The organism is Saccharospirillum alexandrii (genome assembly GCF_004000275.1).
GTDB lineage: Bacteria > Pseudomonadota > Gammaproteobacteria > Pseudomonadales > Natronospirillaceae > Saccharospirillum > Saccharospirillum alexandrii.
In genome coordinates, this window is the sequence record NZ_RCIP01000001.1 from 211,178 (window position 1) to 232,070 (window position 20,893).

The 20,893-nt window shown below is 55.1% G+C and carries 17 protein-coding genes; 8 read left to right on the forward strand and 9 right to left on the reverse strand.

What is annotated here, in order from left to right; translation table 11 throughout:
* Window positions 1-94 precede the first annotated feature (94 nt).
* Window positions 95-904: a DUF1338 domain-containing protein gene (locus EP166_RS01050; RefSeq protein ID WP_127554957.1), complete on the reverse strand. Its 810-nt coding sequence runs from the start codon at window positions 902-904 to the stop codon at window positions 95-97.
* A 223-nt stretch (window positions 905-1,127) separates the two neighbouring features.
* Here EP166_RS01050 and EP166_RS01055 point away from each other — a divergent pair, with 223 nt between their 5' ends.
* Together EP166_RS01055 and EP166_RS01060 are read left to right on the forward strand one after the other, a co-directional pair.
* A complete protein-coding gene (locus EP166_RS01055) occupies window positions 1,128-2,270 on the forward strand; it encodes an FIST N-terminal domain-containing protein (protein ID WP_127554958.1) in 1,143 nt (380 codons plus the stop codon).
* Window positions 2,267-4,363 (forward strand): putative bifunctional diguanylate cyclase/phosphodiesterase, encoded by a 2,097-nt coding sequence (locus tag EP166_RS01060; protein WP_127554959.1) that lies wholly within the window; start codon window positions 2,267-2,269, stop codon window positions 4,361-4,363. Before EP166_RS01055 ends, EP166_RS01060 begins: the two co-directional genes overlap by 4 nt.
* Window positions 4,364-4,390: 27 nt before the next feature.
* Here the strand turns inward: EP166_RS01060 and EP166_RS01065 are convergent, their stop codons facing one another.
* A complete protein-coding gene (locus tag EP166_RS01065) occupies window positions 4,391-5,440 on the reverse strand; it encodes a carboxysome shell carbonic anhydrase domain-containg protein (RefSeq protein ID WP_127554960.1) in 1,050 nt (349 codons plus the stop codon).
* Window positions 5,441-5,578: 138 nt separating this feature from the next.
* On the opposite strand from EP166_RS01065, the gene EP166_RS01070 reads away from it, so the two are divergent.
* Window positions 5,579-6,205: a LysE family translocator gene (locus tag EP166_RS01070; RefSeq protein ID WP_127554961.1), complete on the forward strand. Its 627-nt coding sequence runs from the start codon at window positions 5,579-5,581 to the stop codon at window positions 6,203-6,205.
* Here EP166_RS01070 and rarD read toward each other — a convergent pair.
* Both rarD and EP166_RS01080 read right to left on the reverse strand, forming a co-directional pair.
* Window positions 6,171-7,100: an EamA family transporter RarD gene (gene rarD, locus EP166_RS01075; protein ID WP_127554962.1), complete on the reverse strand. Its 930-nt coding sequence runs from the start codon at window positions 7,098-7,100 to the stop codon at window positions 6,171-6,173. The two genes, EP166_RS01070 and rarD, sit on opposite strands and share 35 nt — an antisense overlap.
* A 7-nt stretch (window positions 7,101-7,107) precedes the next feature.
* Window positions 7,108-8,499 (reverse strand): aminotransferase-like domain-containing protein, encoded by a 1,392-nt coding sequence (locus EP166_RS01080; RefSeq protein ID WP_127554963.1) that lies wholly within the window; start codon window positions 8,497-8,499, stop codon window positions 7,108-7,110.
* A gap of 364 nt (window positions 8,500-8,863) precedes the next feature.
* Here EP166_RS01080 and EP166_RS01085 point away from each other — a divergent pair, with 364 nt between their 5' ends.
* Both EP166_RS01085 and EP166_RS01090 read left to right on the forward strand, forming a co-directional pair.
* A complete protein-coding gene (locus EP166_RS01085) occupies window positions 8,864-9,577 on the forward strand; it encodes an alanyl-tRNA editing protein (RefSeq protein ID WP_127554964.1) in 714 nt (237 codons plus the stop codon).
* A 47-nt stretch (window positions 9,578-9,624) separates the two neighbouring features.
* Window positions 9,625-10,230, forward strand: a complete 606-nt coding sequence (locus EP166_RS01090) for a LysE family translocator (RefSeq protein ID WP_127554965.1) — start codon at window positions 9,625-9,627, stop codon at window positions 10,228-10,230.
* A 165-nt stretch (window positions 10,231-10,395) separates the two neighbouring features.
* Here EP166_RS01090 and EP166_RS01095 read toward each other — a convergent pair whose 3' ends face one another.
* Window positions 10,396-12,141 (reverse strand): sugar phosphorylase, encoded by a 1,746-nt coding sequence (locus EP166_RS01095; RefSeq protein WP_127554966.1) that lies wholly within the window; start codon window positions 12,139-12,141, stop codon window positions 10,396-10,398.
* Between the two features lie 333 nt (window positions 12,142-12,474).
* Here EP166_RS01095 and galU point away from each other — a divergent pair, with 333 nt between their 5' ends.
* From galU to EP166_RS01110, 3 genes are all read left to right on the forward strand, one after another.
* Window positions 12,475-13,317 carry a UTP--glucose-1-phosphate uridylyltransferase GalU gene (gene galU / locus EP166_RS01100; protein ID WP_127554967.1) on the forward strand — a complete coding sequence of 281 codons (843 nt, stop codon included), beginning with the start codon at window positions 12,475-12,477 and terminating at the stop codon, window positions 13,315-13,317.
* A gap of 558 nt (window positions 13,318-13,875) precedes the next feature.
* Window positions 13,876-14,499 (forward strand): hypothetical protein, encoded by a 624-nt coding sequence (locus EP166_RS01105; protein ID WP_127554968.1) that lies wholly within the window; start codon window positions 13,876-13,878, stop codon window positions 14,497-14,499.
* 22 nt (window positions 14,500-14,521) lie between these two features.
* Window positions 14,522-15,280 carry a hypothetical protein gene (locus tag EP166_RS01110; protein WP_127554969.1) on the forward strand — a complete coding sequence of 253 codons (759 nt, stop codon included), beginning with the start codon at window positions 14,522-14,524 and terminating at the stop codon, window positions 15,278-15,280.
* Between the two features lie 192 nt (window positions 15,281-15,472).
* Here the strand turns inward: EP166_RS01110 and fabB are convergent, their stop codons facing one another.
* The 4 genes from fabB to EP166_RS01130 all read right to left on the reverse strand — a co-directional run bounded on the left by fabB (window position 15,473) and on the right by EP166_RS01130 (window position 20,704).
* Complete coding sequence (fabB, locus tag EP166_RS01115; protein ID WP_127554970.1) at window positions 15,473-16,690, reverse strand: beta-ketoacyl-ACP synthase I; 1,218 nt, start codon at window positions 16,688-16,690, stop codon at window positions 15,473-15,475.
* A gap of 2 nt (window positions 16,691-16,692) precedes the next feature.
* On the reverse strand, window positions 16,693-17,214 hold the full coding sequence (gene fabA / locus EP166_RS01120) for a bifunctional 3-hydroxydecanoyl-ACP dehydratase/trans-2-decenoyl-ACP isomerase (protein ID WP_028669714.1): 522 nt from the start codon (window positions 17,212-17,214) through the stop codon (window positions 16,693-16,695).
* Between the two features lie 290 nt (window positions 17,215-17,504).
* On the reverse strand, window positions 17,505-19,208 hold the full coding sequence (locus tag EP166_RS01125; protein WP_127554971.1) for a FecR family protein: 1,704 nt from the start codon (window positions 19,206-19,208) through the stop codon (window positions 17,505-17,507).
* Window positions 19,209-19,219: 11 nt separating this feature from the next.
* Entirely contained in the window at window positions 19,220-20,704 is a 1,485-nt protein-coding gene (locus tag EP166_RS01130) for a tetratricopeptide repeat protein (RefSeq protein WP_164743771.1), read from the reverse strand.
* Between the last annotated feature and the right edge of the window lie 189 nt (window positions 20,705-20,893).

Consider the following 20,893-nt stretch of genomic DNA (forward strand, 5'->3'; position numbering starts at 1 on the left):
CCAAGCAGTCTAGCACCAAGATCCCAGGCCCGAAAGTGACGGGAGGAAGCGGTGGCCCGCAAGTGCGGTCAGGCCACCGGAAAGACAGTCTGTGTCAGGCGTCTTTGCGCATGTCGGTCGATTCGAAAATCTTGTCGGCACTGGCCGCTACAAAACCCTGGTAGAGGTTGCCTTCGTCGTCATGGTAGCGCTTGGCAAATTCGTAGTAGCAGGTGGTTACGTCGTGTTGCTTGCCATCGGCAAAGGTAAAAGGCTGTACGCTGGCTTTGGTTGAACCCTGTTCCAGGAGCACCGCAGGTGACCCCTTAACTCGTCCGCCAGCGTCGTTGATGCTGAACCCCAGTTCTTCAATCATCTGGTTCATCTGTTCAATGTCGTTTATGCCATTGAGGGCATTCACATTGATGGTGAAGTGGTTACAGCGCAGGCCAATCACGCTCAGCCAGGCGGCGTATTCAGATTCACTGGCCAGCTGCTCGTAGTCCTCATAAGACGGTGTTTGCCACAGCGGCCCACGCCAGAAGATGGACGCATCAGCCACGTCATCCGGGTTGATCTGGTCGACCAGGCGACGAACGAGGGTCTGGGCGGTGTCGGTCAGCTCTTCAACGCGCAGCTCACTGAGAAAGATGCGCGGCATGTCCGGGCTCGGCGGAATGTATCCGAACGCATCGAGCTTCTTCGAGGGGAAGTGGTAGGGTTCATACCGGCTGTAGCCCATGTCGAGAATAAAGGGCTCGAGGTGTTTCAGCTGGATGGGGCCTGTATTGAAGGTGCGAAAGGCAACGTGGTCGTTCTGAACCACCTCACCCCGGGCGATGAGGGCATTGGCAATGGCCTCTGCCTGGGGGGTCATGTTGATGTAGTCCTGCCACAGGTTGTCAAAAAACGCGTCGATCTTCATCTAAGTCTCCAGCGAGTAAAGGGGTTGGCCTGGTGGTCAAACCAGGCGATGCACGCAGTCTACTGAGCTGCGCTCACAGCAGTTATCAGCAGCACGCCGTCACTTTGTGAATGCGCGACCTTTATGGTTGTCTGGCTGAGCAGCCGCTTCTGGACTAGGCTTTGGCGATGGCAAGTTCTTAGTCGTCCGGGTTGGACGTGCGCCTGTGATCGGAGGGTTTCAATTGACGCGTTGTGTGAAGCTTGGCCAATCCACTCTGTCCGATCCCGAAGCGGCCGTTCGGGACTTGCACCAGCAAATCAGTCAGCCTAACGCCAGTCTGGTGATCTTTTTTTGTTCGAGTCGCTATGACCTGGCTATTCTGGCCAATACGATTAATCAGCTGTTTAGTGACACCCCAGTCATTGGCTGTACCACCGCCGGAGAAATAGGGCCTGAAGGGTATTGTGATCACAGTATCAGCGGGGCCAGCTTCCCGGCCGATCATTTTGTGGCCTCCGTGGCGCGGCTCGACAGTCTGAAGTTAGCAGAAGTCGGCCGCTTGCAAACCTTTGCTCACAGTCTGGTGCTGCGCCATGAGAACCAAAAAGGCGAGTTACCCAATACCTTTGCCATGTTACTGATCGATGGCGTCTCCCAGCGCGAAGACGCGGTAACCCGAACGCTCTTTAATAGTTTACCCACCATTCCCATTGTGGGAGGGTCGACAGGTGATGACCTGGTGTTCGAGGATACCTGGGTGTTTCATCAGGGCCAGTTTCATACCAACAGCGCGCTGATGTTGCTGATGTCGACCCAATGTTCCATTGCGCTGGTGAAGTCCCAGCACTTTGTTGCGACCGATCAGCGACTGGTGATCACGGCTGCAGACCCGGAGCGGCGGCTGGTCACTGAAATCAACGGATTGCCCGCTGCCGCCGAATACGCACGCCTGACCGGTGTTGATGTGGATGATCTGAACCTGATGCGGTTTGCAGCGTCACCGGTGGTGGTGATGATCGAAGGCAAGGAGTACGTGCGGTCCATTCGGCAGGCTAACCCGGATGGCAGCCTGAGCTTTTACTGCGCCATTGAAGCTGGCCTGGTGTTCCGGGTTGCCCGGGGCGTGGATCTGATTGAAAACCTGCGACTCTCTCTGGAATCTGTGCGGCAGAGCCTGGGTTCGCCGCAAGTGTTGCTGGCGTTTGATTGTGTGCTGCGCAAGCTCGAGATGGGGCAAAACGACGATACTGCCCGGGCGAGTGCCCTGACGCAGGCCTGCAATACCCTTGGCTTCAATTCCTATGGCGAGCAGTTCGGCGGTGTGCACGTAAACCAGACCTTTACCGGTCTGGCGATTGGGTATCCGGAGGAGGCGCAACCATGAAGCCCAGGTCGCCGGCGGGTCATGCAACAGAGGCCGATGAGCCAGGGCCAGACGCTGAGATTCGCCGGCTCCACAAAATCATCGACGCCCTGATGGACCGATCCGAACGCAGCATGTCGCAACAGGGATCTGATTTTGGGCTGTTTCAGACGGCGCTGACACTGGAAGCAACGGTGCAGCAGCGTACCCAGGAACTGGCGCGAGCGCTGGAATACAACGAGCACATCACCGAGAACCTCTACCGGCTGACACGGGACTTAAAAGAGGAGATTGATCAGCGCAAGCGGGCAGAGGCTTTGCGCACCGGTCAGTATGACGTTCTGGAACTGATTGCCGCCCACGCGCCGCTGGAATCCATTTTGCGTCAATTGGCGCATTGGGTGGAAGCTCAGGGGCATGTTGGGCTGGCGTCGATCGTGCTCCTTGATGACAGTGGTCAATCCATAGGACAAAGTATTGCGCCGAGTTTGCCGGAAGAATACTGCCGCGCGCTGATTGGTGCCGCTATTGGACCCAGGGCGGGTTCCTGCGGTACCGCCATGTATTTGAACCAGACGATTGAAGTCACTGACATCGCGACCGACCCGCTCTGGGATGACTATCGTGAGCTGGCACTTGGCGCCGGGCTTAAAGCATGCTGGTCCACCCCCATCACTACTCAGTCAAACCAGGTGTTGGGGTCCTTTGCCATTTATTACCGCGATGTGAGAGGCCCCGGCGAAGAACAGCGGGTACTCATTGCGTCGGCCGTTCATCTGGCCGGCATTGCGATTGATCGGGCCCGGGCCGAAGCTCGGATTCAGTACATGGCGCATCACGATGAGCTGACTGGATTGCCTAACCGGTCGCTGTTGCAGGATCGCGTTGACGGGGCCATCGAATTGGCGAGGCGTCGGCAGTCTCGAACCGCGGTGTTGATGATCGACCTCGACCGGTTTAAACACGTGAACGACTCCCTGGGTCATCAAACCGGTGATGTTTTGCTTAGGGAAGTAGCCGTGCGGCTTCAGCGCTGTGTTCGCAGCAGCGATACCATCGCCCGCCTGGGGGGTGATGAGTTTGTTATCTGTTTGCCCGATATCGGTTTTGACACAATCGCATCAACAGTGGCTGCCAAGGTGATGCATGAGCTGGAAGCCCCGTTTTTCGTCAGGAATCAACCGCTCAAGCTGGGCGCCAGCATTGGCATCAGCCTCTACCCGGAAGACGGTGACAGCGCTCACGATTTGTTGCGTACCGCCGACACCGCCATGTATTCGGCGAAAAAGAGCGGGCGGGGCCAGTACTGCTATTTTACGCATGAACTGAACCAGGCAGCCCATGAACACCTAGTGTTGTTGTCCCAGTTGCAGCATGCCATACGCAACAATGAATTCGAGTTGTATTATCAGCCCTTGTATCGTCTTTCGGATAACCGCCTGACCGGTGCCGAGGCCTTGCTGCGCTGGAACCATCCCGACCGTGGTGTTCTGGCGCCCGGCGAGTTCATGTACCTGCTCGAAGAACATGGGCTGATGGTGGAAGTGGGTCACTGGGTGTTGCAAACGGCCTGCGCTGAAGCGGCGAACTGGCATCAGCAGGGCTTGCCGTGTCGGGTTTCGGTGAACCTGGCGGCAGACCAGTTCTACCGGGGCAATGTACTGCAATCGGTGAAAACGGCTCTGGCTAACTCGGGCCTGGTGGCCGATCAGTTGTTGCTGGAATTCACCGAGACGGTCTTGCTGCATCATTCCGACAGCATTATTGCCATCATGCATCAGCTCAAGCGGCTGGGCGTGCAGTTGTCACTGGACGATTTTGGAACCGGCTATTCATCCTTGTCTTACCTGCATCGCTTTCCGGTCGATCAGCTGAAAATTGACCGCTCTTTCATCAGCGCCATTGATGAGCACCCCAGTGCGATGGACATTGTAACCAGCATCATTCAACTGGCGTCCAGCCTGGGAATACAGAGTGTTGCCGAAGGGTTGGAGACACGGGCACAGCAACAAACACTGACCCGATTGCAGTGCAATTTTGGTCAGGGTTATTTCCTGGGTCACCCGATGCCGGCTGCGGATTTTGCCAGCAAGCTGGCCCGTGATACAGACTAGCCAAACTGTCACTGTGCCGGGTGCGGCTTATTCAAATACTTCAAGCCGTCGGGTTGGCCAGTTCAGAATGGCGGTACGGCTGATCATCTTTTCTGCCAGCTGTGGCTGGCAATCCCGAATCACGGTTGCGGTAAAGTCGGCCATAAAGCGCGCCTTCATTTCAGCGCGTGCCCGATCGGGGCCGGGTTCCTGATAGGGGGCCGACGAAAGCAGCAGAAAGCCGTCATCGGGGATGCGGCCCTTATCCATATTGCCCTGAATAATGCCCGCCGCCTTTTGAATGGGGTGCGATAAATCCGGGCTGAAAGGGCCGATGATCAGCGCGATGTTAGGGACGTGCAGAAAATCAAAGCCGCGACCCACGCACAGTGTCCATTCCCGGTGCTCGACGGCCAGTTCACGGTTGCTGCTGCGAATCTCAGCGATATGGCGGATGTTGCCCGCCAATAGGGGCATCAGGTCATGCCGTACCTGACCGGGCATATCAGTAAACATGGCCTCCAGACGGGCGGGCAAGTCTGGGTGCTGGACTGAAACCAGGGTTGAGAGGTCGAGCCGGTTGTCTGCCTTGTTGTGCAGGATGAGGGCATCTTCGTCGGTCTCGAATCCACAGACCAGTGGGTAAACGCTTTGATGACCAGCCCCGAAAATGGCCTCGACTTGCGCTTTAATGCCTTGCGCGTGGGCCAGCGCCGCTTCGTGATCGCAATTGAACCCCGCACAGCCGCGCGCGGTATCGCCTCTGGAAAAGTGATAGGTGATGATCACCAGTACGCGGCGACCCTGACGAATCGAATCACTGACCATATCCGCCAGAAGATCTCCCAAGTAAGGCCAGCCCAGGTCGAAGATGCCACCGAGGTTGCGAAACGGGCGAATGATACCCAGGGGGGTTTGGGTGGCGTGGGGCAGGTGGATGCGACCGTCCATGCATTTCAGTGCGATGATTTCAGTGCTGTGTTCAGCCTGGTAACGCTGTCGCGCCAGGTGATTTTCTGGGTCGCAAAAGCGTTCCGAGTGGGTGCGGCTCAGGTCGAGCAGCCAGTCGATGCGGTCCTGAATCGGGCGGGTATGCATGGCGCGAATCTCTGCAGGGTCTTGTTCGCAGTATAAGGGGCGAGCTCCCAGTTTGGCGAATGCCCGGCCTCGCTCGCCATTCTGTTCCGGCTTCTGGTAGTCTTCGAACGTTGTTTACTCATTGTGTTGGAGAGTGTTATGCCCGCCTGGTGGCCTTTTGTATTGGTGTATACCGCCGCGGTAATTAGCCCGGGGCCGGATTTTGCGCTGGTGGTTAAATCGGCGCTTACCCGGGGTAAGCGTGCCAGCACGCTGAATGCCCTGGGCATAGGTTTGGGGGTTACTCTCCATACCCTGGTTGCTGTGCTGGGTGTGTCTGCTCTGGTGCAGTCGAGCCGTTGGTTGGCGATGACGCTTCCCTGGCTGGGGATAGGGTATCTGCTGTATCTCGGTTGGGGTGGGTTGAGTGCGCAACCGACACCGCCGGGGCAACCGCTCGACAGTTCCGCCAGGGTTAGCGACCGCAGTGATTTCTGGCAGGGGTTTCTGACCAATGTGCTGAACCCGAAAGCGCTGCTGTTTTTCTCGGCCATCTTGCTGCAGTTGGTAGACGGCCTGAACGGATGGATGCAGTCTGCGCTGGTTGGCTATGTGTTTGTGGTCACCAGCTTGTGGTTTGGATTGGTTGGTTGGGTGTTGTCGCAACCGGTTTTGCAACGCCGGTTTTTAACCCGGCGCCACTGGATCGACCGGGGCGCCGGGGTGATTTTTGTTGCCTTGTCGTTGCTGTTTATTTGGGACTGGTGGCAGCGTTGGATGCTTTGAGGGCGCGTTTGGCAGACTGGTTGCGCCCAAGGGTACGCAACGAGTCGAGCGTCAATAGCAGCAAGGCTGTCCAGATCAAACCGAACGTAACCAGCTTGCCCGGGCTCAGGGTTTCGTCGTAAACGAACACCGCCAGCAGAAACATGCCGCTCGGGGCAATGTATTGAAAGAAACCGAGTGCGGTCAGACTGATGCGATTGGCCGCGGCCGCAAAGCACATTAACGGCACCATGGTGACTGGGCCTGCGGCGAACAGCAGCAGGTTGATTGACCAGGTGTTTTCGATCAGATTACTGGTCGGGCTGGTGGTCAACAACAAATAGCCGGCGGCAACGGGCAGCAGTAAACCGGTTTCCAGTGCCATGCCAGTGAAACTGTCGACGCCAATTTTTTTACGCACCAGGCCGTACAGCGCAAAGCTGGTGGCCAATAGTAAGGCAACCCAGGGCAGGCGACCGAACTGGATCAGTTCGAACGCGACGGCGGCGACACACAGCAACGCGGCGATGGTGCGTACCCGGTCGAGCCGGTCCCGGAAAAAGATCATGCCGAGCAGAATGTTCATCAGCGGGTTGATGTAATAACCGAGGCTGGCGCTGAGCATGTAATTGCTTTGCACCGCCCAGATGAACAACCCCCAGTTAAACCCGATCAGTATCGTCGAGGCGAGCAAATTCCAGCGGGTTCGTGATGAGCGCAGCGCGGTCATCAGCGCATCGCGTTTGCGAAACAGGAATATCAAACCCAGTGTTAACAGAAACGACCAGATGATGCGGTGCGACAACAGTTCCGCTGCTGCGACGTCGCCCATAACTTTGAAATAGATGGGGGCTACTGACCACAGAATGTAGGCGGTCAGTGCGTAAAAAGCGCCGCTGCGCGTTGCGGATATCATAGTTGCCTCAAATGTTGGTCAGTGAATCCTGGGCGTTGCCAGGGCTCTGGATCAGGTCGATCAGGGTGTCGATGGCGCTGAGCAGCGTATCGCGTTTTAGCCGGCCACCGATGCAGATGCGTACTGCCTGGGGGGCAGCGAATTGCCCCGCCGCAAACACTTCGGCCGGTTTCAGTTGAATGCGATGCTCGGCCGCGCGCGCAACCAGGTTGACCGCGCGCCAGGGTGCGGGTAAGTCCAGCCAGACGTTGAAGCCGCCGCCGCGCGGGGTGAGCCCTGATTGTTTCAACCGTTCGCAGACTGCGTTTTGGCGCCAGTCGATCTCGGCCTGCTGACGGGCCAGCAGTTGATCGGCATAGCCGTTGTTCAGCCAGTCGCAGGCAACTTCTGTGGTCAGCGGAATGGCCATCCAGCAGGTGGCGCGAAAAGCCGCGCCGATGGCATTCACCCATTCTTCGGGGGCGCGCATAAAACCGACGTGCAAGCCACCGCACAACGCCTTGGACAGGCTGGCGATGGTAACGGTGATGTCCGGGTGGCGCAGGCTAAAGGAAGGCTGGGCCGGATCGCCCAGGCAACCCTGTACGTCGTCTTCAACAACGGTGATTTGGTACTGTCGGCAAAGGAGCGCCAGCTCATCAATTCGCTGTTGCGACATTGAACCGCCGGTTGGGTTCTGCATCCGGGTCATCAGGTACAGCACCCGTGGCGGGTGGCGCTGGCACTGGCTTTCCAGTGCGTCGGGCGTCAAGCCCTGGTCGTCGATCGCCAGCGGCATCAGTCGCAGGTTCTGCTGCGTTGCCGCTGCGACTAGCCCCGGATAGGTCAGCCCCTCACAGGCCAGGCCATCGCCGGGTTGCAGCAGGGCATTGAGCGCAACGTAGAACCCGTGTTGGCCGCCCAGGGTGACCAGTAAATCGTCACTGTTGAAGTCGCCGAGGCCGGTTTTTAGCAGCCAGCGACGGCCTGCTTCACGGTGATGCGCAAGGCCAAATTCAGACTGGTAGCGCAACAGGTGAGGCAATACATCAGAGTGCTGCAGCGTTGCCAGGGTGCGGGTAAGTTGTTCAGACTGATCCATTTCCAGTGCAATGCTAAAACCCAGATCGATACCGGTGTCGACGGTTGAATCGGTGACTTTGAAGCTGGCGGTGCCGGGGTTCAAACCGCGAATGAAGGTGCCGCTGCCGACCCGGGCTTCGATCAACCGGCGACGCTCCGCCTCGGCATAGGCGCGGGTGACGGTGCCAACAGTAACACCCAGCTCTTCGGCCAGCTGCCGGTGCGTTGGCAGACGGTCGCCGGGCTTGAGTTCGCCATCGTGAACGGCGCGTTCGATGCTGTTGGCCAGCGCCTTGTATTTGGGGCCGGTTTGACCGGTCAGTGTTAGGATTGTCATGGTGACAAAGAACTGCTTGCAGTGAATTGTCGTCGTATTACACTGCAATTGTTTGCTTTTGTCGAACACAAATACAGATCCAATGTGTCATTGATGCTTATATCCGGCATTCCAAGTTTCGGAGTTCGAATCAGGTGTATTGGCATGAGTCCGCACCGGGTGGTGGGGCTACTTCTGTGGGGTCGCTGTAAATACATCCATGTAAGCTTAACTTCGGCATCCATGCCTCAGATACCCCCACAGAAGCAGCCCCACCACCCGGCGCTTACCCATCGCGAACTCCGAAACTAGAGTTAGCATGATTGATCTTTGCGTCTGATTTAGGATATTCAAAAAAATATTGTATCGATACAAAGGAAGGTTTATGAACCCTTATCGTTTCTATCAGGATGCCTATCAAACCGAACTTGATACCCAGGTGGTTCGCCTCGAGGGCAACCGGCTGGTGTTGACCGATACGATTTTTTATCCGCATGGCGGTGGTCAGCCGGGCGATAGCGGCGAACTGATCGTCGGTGATCAGCGCATTGCCATTGTTGACACTCGCTACAGTCCGGACCGGTCAGCCATTGAACATTTTTTGGATGAAGCCGCGTGCGAAGGGCTTGGTCTTAGCGAAGGCGATGGGGTAACGATCACCCTGAACTGGGCACGCCGCCATCGTCACATGCGCATGCACAGTTGCCTGCATTTGCTGTGCTACCTGATCAAAGACCCGGTTACCGGCGGTAATGTTGGTACCGACCTGAGCCGGGCTGAATTTGATCTGTCGGAACCACTCGACAAAGCCGAATTGGAAGCACGGTTGAACGCCACCATTGCCGAGGGGGCTTTGGTATCGACCGAGTGGTTACCTGAATCGATTCTGGATGAACAGCCGGAGCTGGTGCGGACCATGAGTGTGCAACCACCGCGTGGACACGGTGCCATTCGGATGGTGCGGGTTGAAGGCTTGGATTATCAGCCCTGTGGTGGTACTCACGTGAATAACATTGCTGAAATAGGGAAGGTGCGAATTCCCAGTATCAAAAGCAAAGGCAAGCAAAACAAACGGATCAATATCGAATTGGTCGACTGACCCTTCTTAAACCGGGGCTGACGTTGCAGCCTGAGAGGCCTGACTAAATGGACGCTTTAACCCTCGGGTTTTTACTTCCGATCGCGATTTACACCTTCAGTACAACGATAACACCGGGGCCCAATGTATTAATGGTAACGGCCTCCGGCATGAACTTCGGGTTGCGCCGTACCATGCCGCACATTACCGGTATATGCATCGGGTTTCTAACGCTCAACTTAGTGGTTGCCAGTGGCATAGGCGCGCTGTTGCTGGCGATGCCGCAACTGCATTGGGCGTTGAAAATCACTGGGTCGATCTACTTGCTGTGGCTCGCCTGGAACATTGCCACGGCAGGCGGTATGGCAAGGGTCGACGGCGAAGCTCGCCCGATGCGCTGGTGGCACGCGGCCTTGTTTCAGGTCGTGAACCCCAAGGCCTGGGCCATGGCGATTACCGGCATAGCCGCCTTCAGTTTGCCGGGCGATGCTTATTGGCCAAGTGCGTTGACCGTGGCTTTTATGTTCGCGCTGATGACGTACCCGTGCAGTTGCGTCTGGGCAGTGCTTGGCTCCCAGTTACGCCGCTGGCTGGAAGATCCGGCACGACTAAGGATGTTCAATCTGGTGTTGGGCATTTTGACTGCATTGTGTGTGGTGTTCATCCTAATGTAATGCCCTTTGCTTTGATCAAATGTCGGAGCTGGAGGCTGCCAGGTGCCATTGGAGCGCAGAGACACCCCCGGAAGCCACCGCTAGTCGCTGGGCGAACGCCGACACGTGAGTGACTCAGTTACCCAATCCTCGCCGACGAAACCCTCCTTAGTCGTGCGAGGTTTTTTACGGTTTATCGGCAGCAACCAGCCAAAGGCACTGGTAGGGCTGCAATACCAAATCATCTTCTTCGTTGTAAACCGCTTCACTGATCAAATCCCGGTATTGGTGATCTTCATTTTTTGGGACCAGTCGCATCAGTGCCAGCGTTTGGGTGACTGAGGTAACGTTAAAAACGCCATATACCCGCTGTTGTTCACTGTCGCGTATCACCACGAAAAAGCTCGACCCCAGATCCTGTACCCGCTGCCGGCTGGCCGGGTGGAACGCCTTACTGCCTTTACGCAAACGAAGCCGGTGTGCCAGTTCCTGGCTGACCAGATGAGATGGATGCCGTGCATCCTTCATGGCTTCGGTAAGTGGTCCCCAGTCCCAGATTTTGCGGTTAATGGAACGCAACCGGCCGGTGCGCTCGACGCCGGCAATGTCGTTGGGCGTGGCGATCAGTGATTGCAGGTAAAAAGCCGGAACGCCCTGAAGCGTCATCATCAGCGTCTGTGAGCAGAGAAAGCGCTCAATCTGCCATTGATCCGGGCCGGTTCGGGTGCCCCTGAGTGCATCGAAATAACTGATGTTGATTTCATAGGGGCTGTCCGGCCCGCGGGGGTTTGCTTTCATGCTGACGTAGCCACCGAACTGGTGCATGCAGTCCAGCAGGCTCTGGATTTCATAAGGCGGCAGAATACCCTCTAGTGCACGCAGACCCACACCGTCGTGGCTGGCGGTGAAGTTCAGATAAGTGCCGCCCTCCGGTGGCGGGGCGAGTGTCAGCGCCCAGTTGGTGAGCAGGTCGGCATTGCCCCGGTTCAGGGTGTAGAGAATCAGTGGGGGCAGGGCGAACTGATAGACCATGGCGGCTTCGTCGCCCTGGCCAAAGTACGACAGATTTTCCTGATGCGGCACATTGGTTTCGGTCACCAGTTCCACCCAGGGCGCAATGGCATCGACCAGATCCCGCATGAGTTTGACCACTTCGTGGGTCTGCGGCAGGTGAATGCAGGAGGTGCCGAGTTCCTTCCACAGAAACGCCACCGCATCGAGTCGCACCAGCCGTGCGCCCTTTGACAGGTAGAATAGAAAAATATCCATCATCGCCAGCAACACATCGGGGTTGCTGTAGTTCAGATCGATCTGGTCTTCACTGAACGTCGCCCAGACATGACGCGTGCCCCTATGCGTATGGATGGGGGCCAATAAGGGGCTGGAACGTGGCCTTACCACCTCGGAGACATCGGTCTGCGGGTCCATCTCGATAAAGTAATTGCAGCCGGGTTCCTGATTCTGAATGTACTCGATGAACCAGAGGTTTTCGCGCGAGCAATGGTTCAGAACCAGATCGAACATGATGCCGAAGCGGCGGGCCAGGGCATCAATGTGGTCCCATTGGCCAACACTGGGGCGAACCTGTTTGAAATCGATGACCGAAAAGCCGTCGTCGGAGCTGTAGGGGTAAAAGGGCAATAGATGAATATTGGTGATCAGGTCGGGGTAGAAATCTTCCAGAAACCGCTCCAGCTGCATCAGCCCCGGTTCTTCGCGCTGGCGAATGGCATCACCATAGGTGATCAGCAGGGTATCCGTTTCGTCCAGCCCGGGGTCCCGGGTGTGATGGTAGATGACAGGCTGGTAGCGTTGTACCAGACCCATCAACTGGTCGGTAATCGCTTCCGCACGGTGGGCACCATACAGCCGAGCCAGCCGCGTGTGGGCTGATATTTTCAACCGGTCCAGTGAACCGTCCTGGCTTGTCATAATGCGTCCTCTTGTTCGCGGTTATACTTTTGCGTCACAATTCAGTCTGAGTTTGGCACGACTTGATCCGGCATGCACCGTATTGGTGCTGCCGACCATTTTGGTGCAGAATGATGGTCGATTTAAGGGCTGGCCGTTCCCTTTGGCTGACCCGGGCACCGCTCCCGCCCAACAAGGGCTGTAGAGACAGTGACCTTGTTGTTTTGCATCGCAAAGGTCGCGCCAAAAATGTTACTGGTCAGGGAATTGCAAGACTGAACACAGACTCGCTGAGCCAGACCAGGCCGAACCGGTCAGCTCAGTGGCGCTAAACACACTGGAAGAGGACGTAACATGATCCGCAAATGTTTGTTTCCCGTGGGTGGCTATGGCACCCGGTTTCTACCGGCCACCAAAGCCCTCCCCAAAGAAATGCTGCCCATCGTCAACAAACCCCTGGTGCAATACGGGGTGGAAGAGTCCATTGAAGCCGGCTTGTTTGAAATTGGCTTTGTAACTGGCCGCGGCAAACGCGCCATTGCCGACCACTTCGATATTTCCTACGAGTTGGAACACCAGATCAACGGCTCCGACAAGGAAAAATACCTGACCTCCATTCGCCACGTTATGCACGAAGGCGTCTTCTCCTTTACCCGTCAGAAAGAAATGAAAGGCCTCGGCCACGCCATTCTGGCCGGCGAGACCCTGATCGGCAGCGAACCCTTCGGCGTCGTACTAGCCGATGACTTGTGCATTCCGGAAGCCGATGGCGACAACGTCATGGCGCAAATGGTCAAGGTATTCAAACAATTCCGCTGCTCCATCGTCGCGGTGATGGAAGTGCCGGAAGACGAGATTCACAAATACGGTGTCATTGAAGGCGAAGAGATGAAAGACGGTCTCTACCGCGTGAAAAGCATGGTCGAAAAACCCAAGAAAGAAGACGCCCCCAGCAACCTGGCCGTTATCGGGCGCTACATTTTAACGCCGGATATTTTCGACATACTGCGTGATACACCGCCGGGCAAAAACAATGAAATTCAGTTGACCGATGCACTGATGACCCAGGCACAGGATGGCGTTGTTATGGCCTACCGGTTCAAAGGCACCCGGTTTGACTGTGGCTCGGTTGAAGGCTTTGTTGAAGCGACGAATTATTGCTTTGAAGAGTTGTATAAGAAGGGCAATTTGAACTGAGTGTAATGTTCGGTGTTGCAGTATGGAGTGGCACTGAATCTTGGCAACATGTTTGAGATTAAAAGGCCATATACTTGTGTATGGCCTTAGTTGTATTGAGACTTTGGGTAATTGATTTCCAAAATAGACCGAATTATTGGTTGTTGAATCTAAGCTTCAGGGTCTGATAGTTTTGCTATTACATTTTTTGAGATGTCGATCGCAAAAGTAAGCGATAGTTGCTTGTGTCTTGTTTTTTACTTTAAATTTTCGACAGCTCTTTCATGGTCAAACGACGCATGGGTAATGAGGCCTTGAGCTAAAGTTAGTTTTTGATAAATACACCAGGGAAGAAAGTGGATACAAGGTCGCATGATATTTTTTTACGTAAATTTGCAGCAGGGATCTTTGTTATTTACTTTGCAACTGTTGTTATTGGAATGATATCTGAAGTTAATGCTATAGCGGTAGTAGGGGCGGTGAATCAATATAGGTAAAGAGTTCGGGAATGCATTTTTTCCCAAGTAGATACTCAGCTAGCGATATCTCGGTGAATACTAAGAAGGTTAGGGGTGTGAAATGAAGAATTCTATATTTTATCTTGTATTGATATGTGTAACTTTATCTACCAATGAAGTATTGGGGAGTGCAGAATCTTGTCTTGATGGAAACCTTACAGAATATAGCATCATGCGCAAAGAGGTTTATGCATATTCTATTCTAATAAACGAATTATGTTTTAGCCGACGGATTGGAGTAGGTTCTGTAGTCCTAAACGTGCCAATAGCTGCACTTTTTCGAGGTGAGGAAATGCAACAGCATATTTTTGGTAGTGGTCTGAATGCTAGAGGTTTGACTTTATACAGCTTGGAAAGTAACAGCTTTCGGAGTGTAACTGAGCCACTTCTTATGGAAAGAAGTACTGAAAATATTTCGGAAGTGACTGTTAATGGTTATAAATATAAGGTAGCAGAGTACGAAAATGGTAGAACTCGATTGTTGCCAGCTAATAATGCGTCTTTCTATGTGGATTGTGCTTTGCAACGAGGAGTGACGATTTATTGTACTTTTAGTGTTTTCGTATCTGATAGCAATATTCAGTATGGGTACTTGGTTTCAGAAGTTGAGGATCCAAAGAGTTTTGACTGGATGCTACTATATTCTAAAGTCGAAAGATTCGTGGAAAATATTTTGATTGAATAGATAAAATTTTAGGGAGAATGGAATGCCGGATTATCTTTTTACGCACGTTCAGATCCGAGCCAACTTTGAAACGAGTAATTTGATATTCACCTATCGACCTCATGCGAACACCTCCAATTATAAGTGCTTGCTTAATTTAAAGGGGTTTTTTCCAATTTTTGTTGCTTTTTTAACTTTGGTTAGTGAGCCGGTATATTCTGAGGAAATAGGATGTTTGGATGGCAGTATTATAAATCAGGATATAATCTTTCAAGATTTTAAAGTGACTTTCAGTCATTCTGAAGATTGTTTGTATTCTAGAGAGATGGATAGAGCCTCTTACTTAAATAGGAGAGAACGCTCAAAAACGAGTGTCGAGTTAGAAATGTTTATGCCTGGTTTTATACCTCCCATAGAAGTGATAGATGGTGACTATCATGCAGTAGAAGATGGTGGTCTGGTTAAGGCGAGAGTCGCTTTTTCATTTGGGCCAACGATAGAGATGATAAACAGCCTTAAAAGTAGGTATATACGTGATGGAGAGTTTTTGAGGGATAGGGGGGATTATCAAGAGTATCAATCTTTATCTTCTGGAAAGCCTGTATCTCTCTACACTCCTAGAGACGGCTCGGCTTATTTTGTTGTTTGCTACAATGAATTGTCTGTGTGTAATATTAAGGGGATTTTTCCTGAATTTAGAGTTCTATATTCTATGACAATATATGATGTTGAATTTTATGACTGGAAGACAATTCATGGTGATGTTGGTAGTTTCATGAGGGAGTCTATAAGTATGCAGTAAGGAGGTTATCGCCTAGATTTTATTTGCCGATTTCTTTAGTTTTTAGTTTGCGACGAACCAAGTGCGGGCTGCCGGGTTAACCTGTCCGGGGTAGTCCGCAGCAAGGAAGCTGCGGTCTAGGCCCCATGGACGGGTTTACGCCGACCCCGGACAGGTTAACCCGGTGGCCCGCACGATTTCCCGGCAACTAAACTAGCCCTGATACCGCTGCATAACCAGGGTCGCATTAGTGCCACCGAAACCGAAGCTGTTCGACATGACCCGGTTCAGGGTGACGTTGTCTTTGCGTTCGATGACGACGTTGGCATCGCCGGCTTCCGGGTCCAGGTTTTCAACGTTTTTACTGGCGGCGATGAAGTTGTTTTGCATCATCAGCAGGGAGTAGATGGCTTCCTGCACGCCGGCGGCGCCGAGGCTGTGACCGGAGAGTGACTTGGTTGAGGCGACTGGCGGCATCGCATCGCCGAAGACGGTGCGCACGGCTTTCAGTTCGGTGACGTCACCAGCCGGTGTTGAGGTACCGTGGGCGTTGATGTAATCAATGTCGCCATCGACCGTGCTCATCGCCATTTGCATGCAGCGAACTGCGCCTTCGCCACTTGGTGCGACCATGTTGTAGCCATCGCTGGTGGCGCCATAGCCGACGACTTCCGCGTAGATTTTGGCACCGCGGGCCTTGGCGTGTTCCAGCTCTTCGAGCACTAACATGCCGCCGCCACCGGCGATGACAAAGCCGTCACGGTTGGCGTCGTAAGCGCGGCTGGCGCGTTCCGGTTCGTCGTTGTACTGGGTTGAAAGGGCACCCATGGCGTCGAACAGGCAGCTCATGGTCCAGTGCTCGGCTTCACCGCCGCCAGCGAAGACAATGTCCTGTTTGCCCAGTTGAATCAGCTCTGCCGCGTTACCAATACAGTGAGCGCTGGTGGAACAGGCTGAAGTGATGGAATAGTTCACGCCTTTGATCTGGAACGGGGTGGCCAGGCAGGCTGATACCGTAGAACCCATGGTTTGGGTCACGCGGTAGGGGCCAACCCGCTTCAGGCCTTTTTCGCGCAGAATATCAGCCGCTTCGGTCTGACTGTCGGAATCGGCACCGCCCGAACCGGCGATCAGGCCGGTGCGGATGTTTGAGACTTGCTCGGGGGTCAGGCCTGAATCTTTGATGGCCTGGTCCATTGAAATGTAGGCATAGCCTGCTGCCTTGCCCATAAAACGGATGGCTTTGCGGTCAATGTGATCTGCCAGGTTGATGTCGGGCGTGCCGCTGACGTGGCTGCGCATGCCCATATCGGCGTATGTCTGGTTGAAACGAATGCCCGATTTGCCTTCACGCAGGCTTTCGGTGACGGTCTCGGCATCGTTGCCCAGGCAAGAGACTATGCCAAGGCCGGTAACTACGACTCTTCTCACGTTCAGGCTCCCATTTGTTCAGGTTTGAACAGACCGACTTTCAGGTCCTTGGCAAAGTAGATGGGTTTGCCGTCGCATTCAACCACGCCATCGGCAATGCCCATGACCAGGCGGGATTCCATCACACGCTTGATGTTCAGCTTGTACACGACTTTCTTGGCATCCGGCATGATCTGGCCTTTGAATGTCAGTTCGCCAACGCCCAGGGCACGGCCTCTACCGGCATTACCACGCCAGCCGAGGAAGAAGCCGACCAGTTGCCACATGGCATCCAGGCCCAGGCAGCCGGGCATAACCGGGTCGCCGGGGAAGTGGCACTGGAAGAACCAGAGATCCGGATTGATGTCGAGTTCGGCAATGATTTCGCCTTTGCCGTACTGGCCACCTTCATCGGTGATCAGGGCAATGCGGTCCATCATCAGCATGTTATCGACCGGCAGCTGGGCATTACCCGGCCCGAACATGCGTCCGTAACCGCATTCGATCAGGTCCGCTTTGTCTAGGGAGGAGGGGCGATCTGTCATAACTGTCGGATTCCGTGTAGTTGAAAGTAATGAGTTGAGTGTAACGTTTTTAAGAATATAGGTCGCATGGTGGCATTGCTCAGCGTGTCGGGGATGAGTTTAGCACTTACCCGATGTTATTTTTGTGGCGCTGCGGTGCCATCCGCGTTATCTGTTGACCGACAATACTGGAATACCCCTGGCTATTCCATGCTGTGCGGGAAAAAGTGAGTGAAGGCGGGGGCAGGGGTGCACCCTGGCCAGGCGGTCTCTGACGGCCTGGTCAGGCACTATTATTGAGGGGTTGTCGTTTATTCACTGCCCGACCCGGACATCAGAAAGACCCCTGAAATGGACTGATCGGCGTCAGCGCTTGAGACGCCAAAGCCACCTACAAACTCCAGACCCTGACTTTCGCTGTTGATAAACAGGCCCTGGAACTCCCCGGTCAGGTCTGTTGCCTGCGGAGACTGATCGCCCGGGTTGTAGCTGCTCACGTCTTGCTCACCCTGGCCATAGTCGATAAACAGGTCATTGGTGTTGAGCAGAGAGTTGTTAACCTCGCCACTGAAGTACAGGCTCCACTGGGAGCCGTCCGACATGTTCAAATTCATGCCCGCCAAGGTCGTCAGGTCGTCCAGATTCACATCCATATAGCCGTCGGCACTCGAGAGTGTCTCGCCGTTGGATGCTAAGACATTGATGCAATCCATACTCGAGCAGAGGCTCAGATAACGGGTACCCGTGAGCGAGGTCAGATCTGCCGGTTCGGCAAAGACATAAAAGAAGGGTGTCGTATCCAGGCTGGACTCCGACAGTGAGGTACTGCTCTCGAGTAAGGTGGCCGGATCGCTGGGGCTGGCGTTCCAGATTCCCCATTCAACCGTCTGATCCTCACGTTCGAGCGTGACCAGGCTTTGTGGATCGGTCTGCGTTGGCCCTTTGTAAACTCGGTCGGGCGACACATAACCCGTGTCCAGCTCGGCGAGGGTTTCACCCTCGTAATTGACAAAAACCGGGCCATTCCCGCCGTCAACCCGGTATACGAAGTGCACGGCATCGCCGTCGCTGTCGGTTAATACAATAAAGCCTTTGCCGGGGTCTTTGGTCAGTGCTGTTTGCTGTGCCTCTGTCAGGCGAACATCCGCCGCTATGGGCTGGTTTTCAGCCTTTTCGCCCAGATCGGTCAGTTCATCGTCGAGCTCAGACAGCAATGCCAGCAATTGAGCCTCTTGCTCGTCTGTTAACTGAGGAATGGTCGGTGGCGGTTCATCGCCGGCAAAGGCCTCTTCCAGTGAGAGGCCACCCTCATCGTCATCCACAAGGTTTGCTTCCGGCTCATCGTCTGGTGCCGGTTGGCCGGGTTGGCCTGTCCCCGGTACAGGGGACTGATTTAAGCGAGCAGGTGGTTCCAGCAGCCCCCGCGGCGCGCTGGCCGGGCCGACTTCTGCAAACAGAAAGTTGCCACCCAGACCCACATTCAGACGGCCGTTTTCGTTGCTGACGACAATGCCGCCGTCATAAACACCCAGCAACAGGCTGGATTCGGCCAGAACAGCCTCATAGTGGGTACCGCGTATACCAATGCTGGCGTTGGGGGTGCGTACCTGGTAGGCATCGCGATCCGTGCTGCCAATGCTGCCGGTGATGGTGCGAAAGCCGCCGGCGAGCAGGTCCATCAATACCTGCTCCTGGTCGTTGCCGGCACCGCGACTGTGGTATTCGCTGATTCTCAACTGCGAATCCGGGCTCAGGGCCAGCACCGCGTTGTCGTTGAAGCGAATCTGCAAACGGCCATCGGTACCGGTTACCAGGGTATCGCCTTCGTTCACATCGGAGCGCCGTGCCAGGGTACGCTGTTCGTTATTGGCGTCGAGGGCATAAACCTCACCCTGGGCGATGACCACCTTGCCAGCCGAGGCCAGCGCGGTAAGCGGCAGCATTAAAACAAGGCTCAGCAATAATTGCGTTGATCGAGCCAGGCCCGCGTGGTGAAACAGGTGTAATGTTGGCATGGTCAGGGCTCCTAAAACGTCAGGGTCAGGGACTGGCTAATCACCCACTGATCCCGGCTGTAGGCATTGATGTTGCTGTCGAGCCAGTCATAGCGCAGCCCGCTGCGGCTGGTCAGCCAGGGCTCGGGAACCCAGGTCAGGCTGGCATCGAACGACAACAGCTGATCAGAGCGTCGCTTGTTATCAGTCGTGCCCTGTTCCACAAAAAGACGGTCATCGGCCTGATACCGATGCCACTGGTGCTCCAGCACCAAAGTCGACGTTAACCGGTTCGGCCAGCGCCAGTCGAGCTGATAGCGTTGTGCCAACCCGCGCCATTCGTTGTAACCGTTTTCGGTTCCGGCCCGGCTGTATTGAACAAATTGACTGCTAATGCGGTGACGGCGGGGCGCATCCTGCACCGTGGCAACCAGACCGAGTGCATCCCGAACACTGTTGCTGCGGCCATCCTGCTGGGCAAACGCCACGTTGGTCGATGCTACCGGCCCGAGCCATACCGTCTCCCAAACCGGGTAGGTTGCTTCGCCGCTCAGGTTGAGACTGAATTGCCAGGGAGTGTTGTCCAGCCACAGCTGCCCGGCATTGACGGCCAGCGTCTGACGCGACCGGTCGGTGTTACTCTGGTACCGCCATTGGCCGTTCAGGCCCAATTGGTTGTAGCCATTGTTGCCGGGATAGAGGGTGGTAAAGCCCTGCAGGCTATAAATATTGGCCGCCCGGAGGTGAGTAGGTCGCACCCAGGTGCTGCCCAGTCGAAAACGCCCAAAACTGCTGTCGATGGCTTTCGACGACTCGCTCAAGTTCGTCAGGCCCAGCAGGTTGGGGGCCAAACGCTCATCGAGCGTTGCGCCGCCGTTGATGTTGGTGTCGTACCCCACATCAAGCCCGGCAAACATCTGAAACTGCTGGATCTGAGCCCGCTGGGCGGCATCGATTCGCGCCAGAAAATCGTTGATGTTATTACGGACATTGACCGGTGGGTTGGTGGCCCGAACCCGCTCAAACTCGGTTCGGCTCCGTTCCAGATTGTTATTGATGAAATAGGCTCGCGCCAGATCGAGCCGCACTCTGTGCCGCTCGGGTGCGAAGGCCAGTACTCGCTCCAGTGCGAAAATGGCCTCTTGTGCCCGGCCTTCCTGAATCAGCACGCGGGCGTAGTAGAGATCAAACCGGGGGGTGCCCTCGAAACGGCTTCGTAGCTCGCTGGCCATCACCCGGGCGTTGAGCCAGTCTTGAGCGTCGACCATGGCTACGAACTTTGCCAGGGCGGACTCTTCGTTTGCAGTGTCGGCCGACAAAGGTGCCGTTGGTTCTGCATCAGGGTCACTGCGTTGCGTCGACTGAGGCGCTGCCGGGTCAGTCGAAGCGGTCGAATCAGATTCTGCGAAGGCGGTCGTCAGCGTCAGGGCAGCGAGGAGGCCAAGGCTAAGCCGAAAAAGAGGGGTGAACAGTCGTTGGGCGTAAACCCGGTACTCGGACAATGCAGCAACAGTCATAATGCAGCGGTTCCGCCCTGTATCTGTTGGTTTTACACCGCCGCTGGCGCCAACGGTGTGTGTACACCCGGCCGACATTCTCAGTTGACCGAACGTGGTGACAGTATAGCCTCAAACGTCGTCGCTCTGGCAGTCTGACCCGGGCAAAAAAACGAAATTGAGGCTACCCTAAGGGCAGCAGCGTGTTTG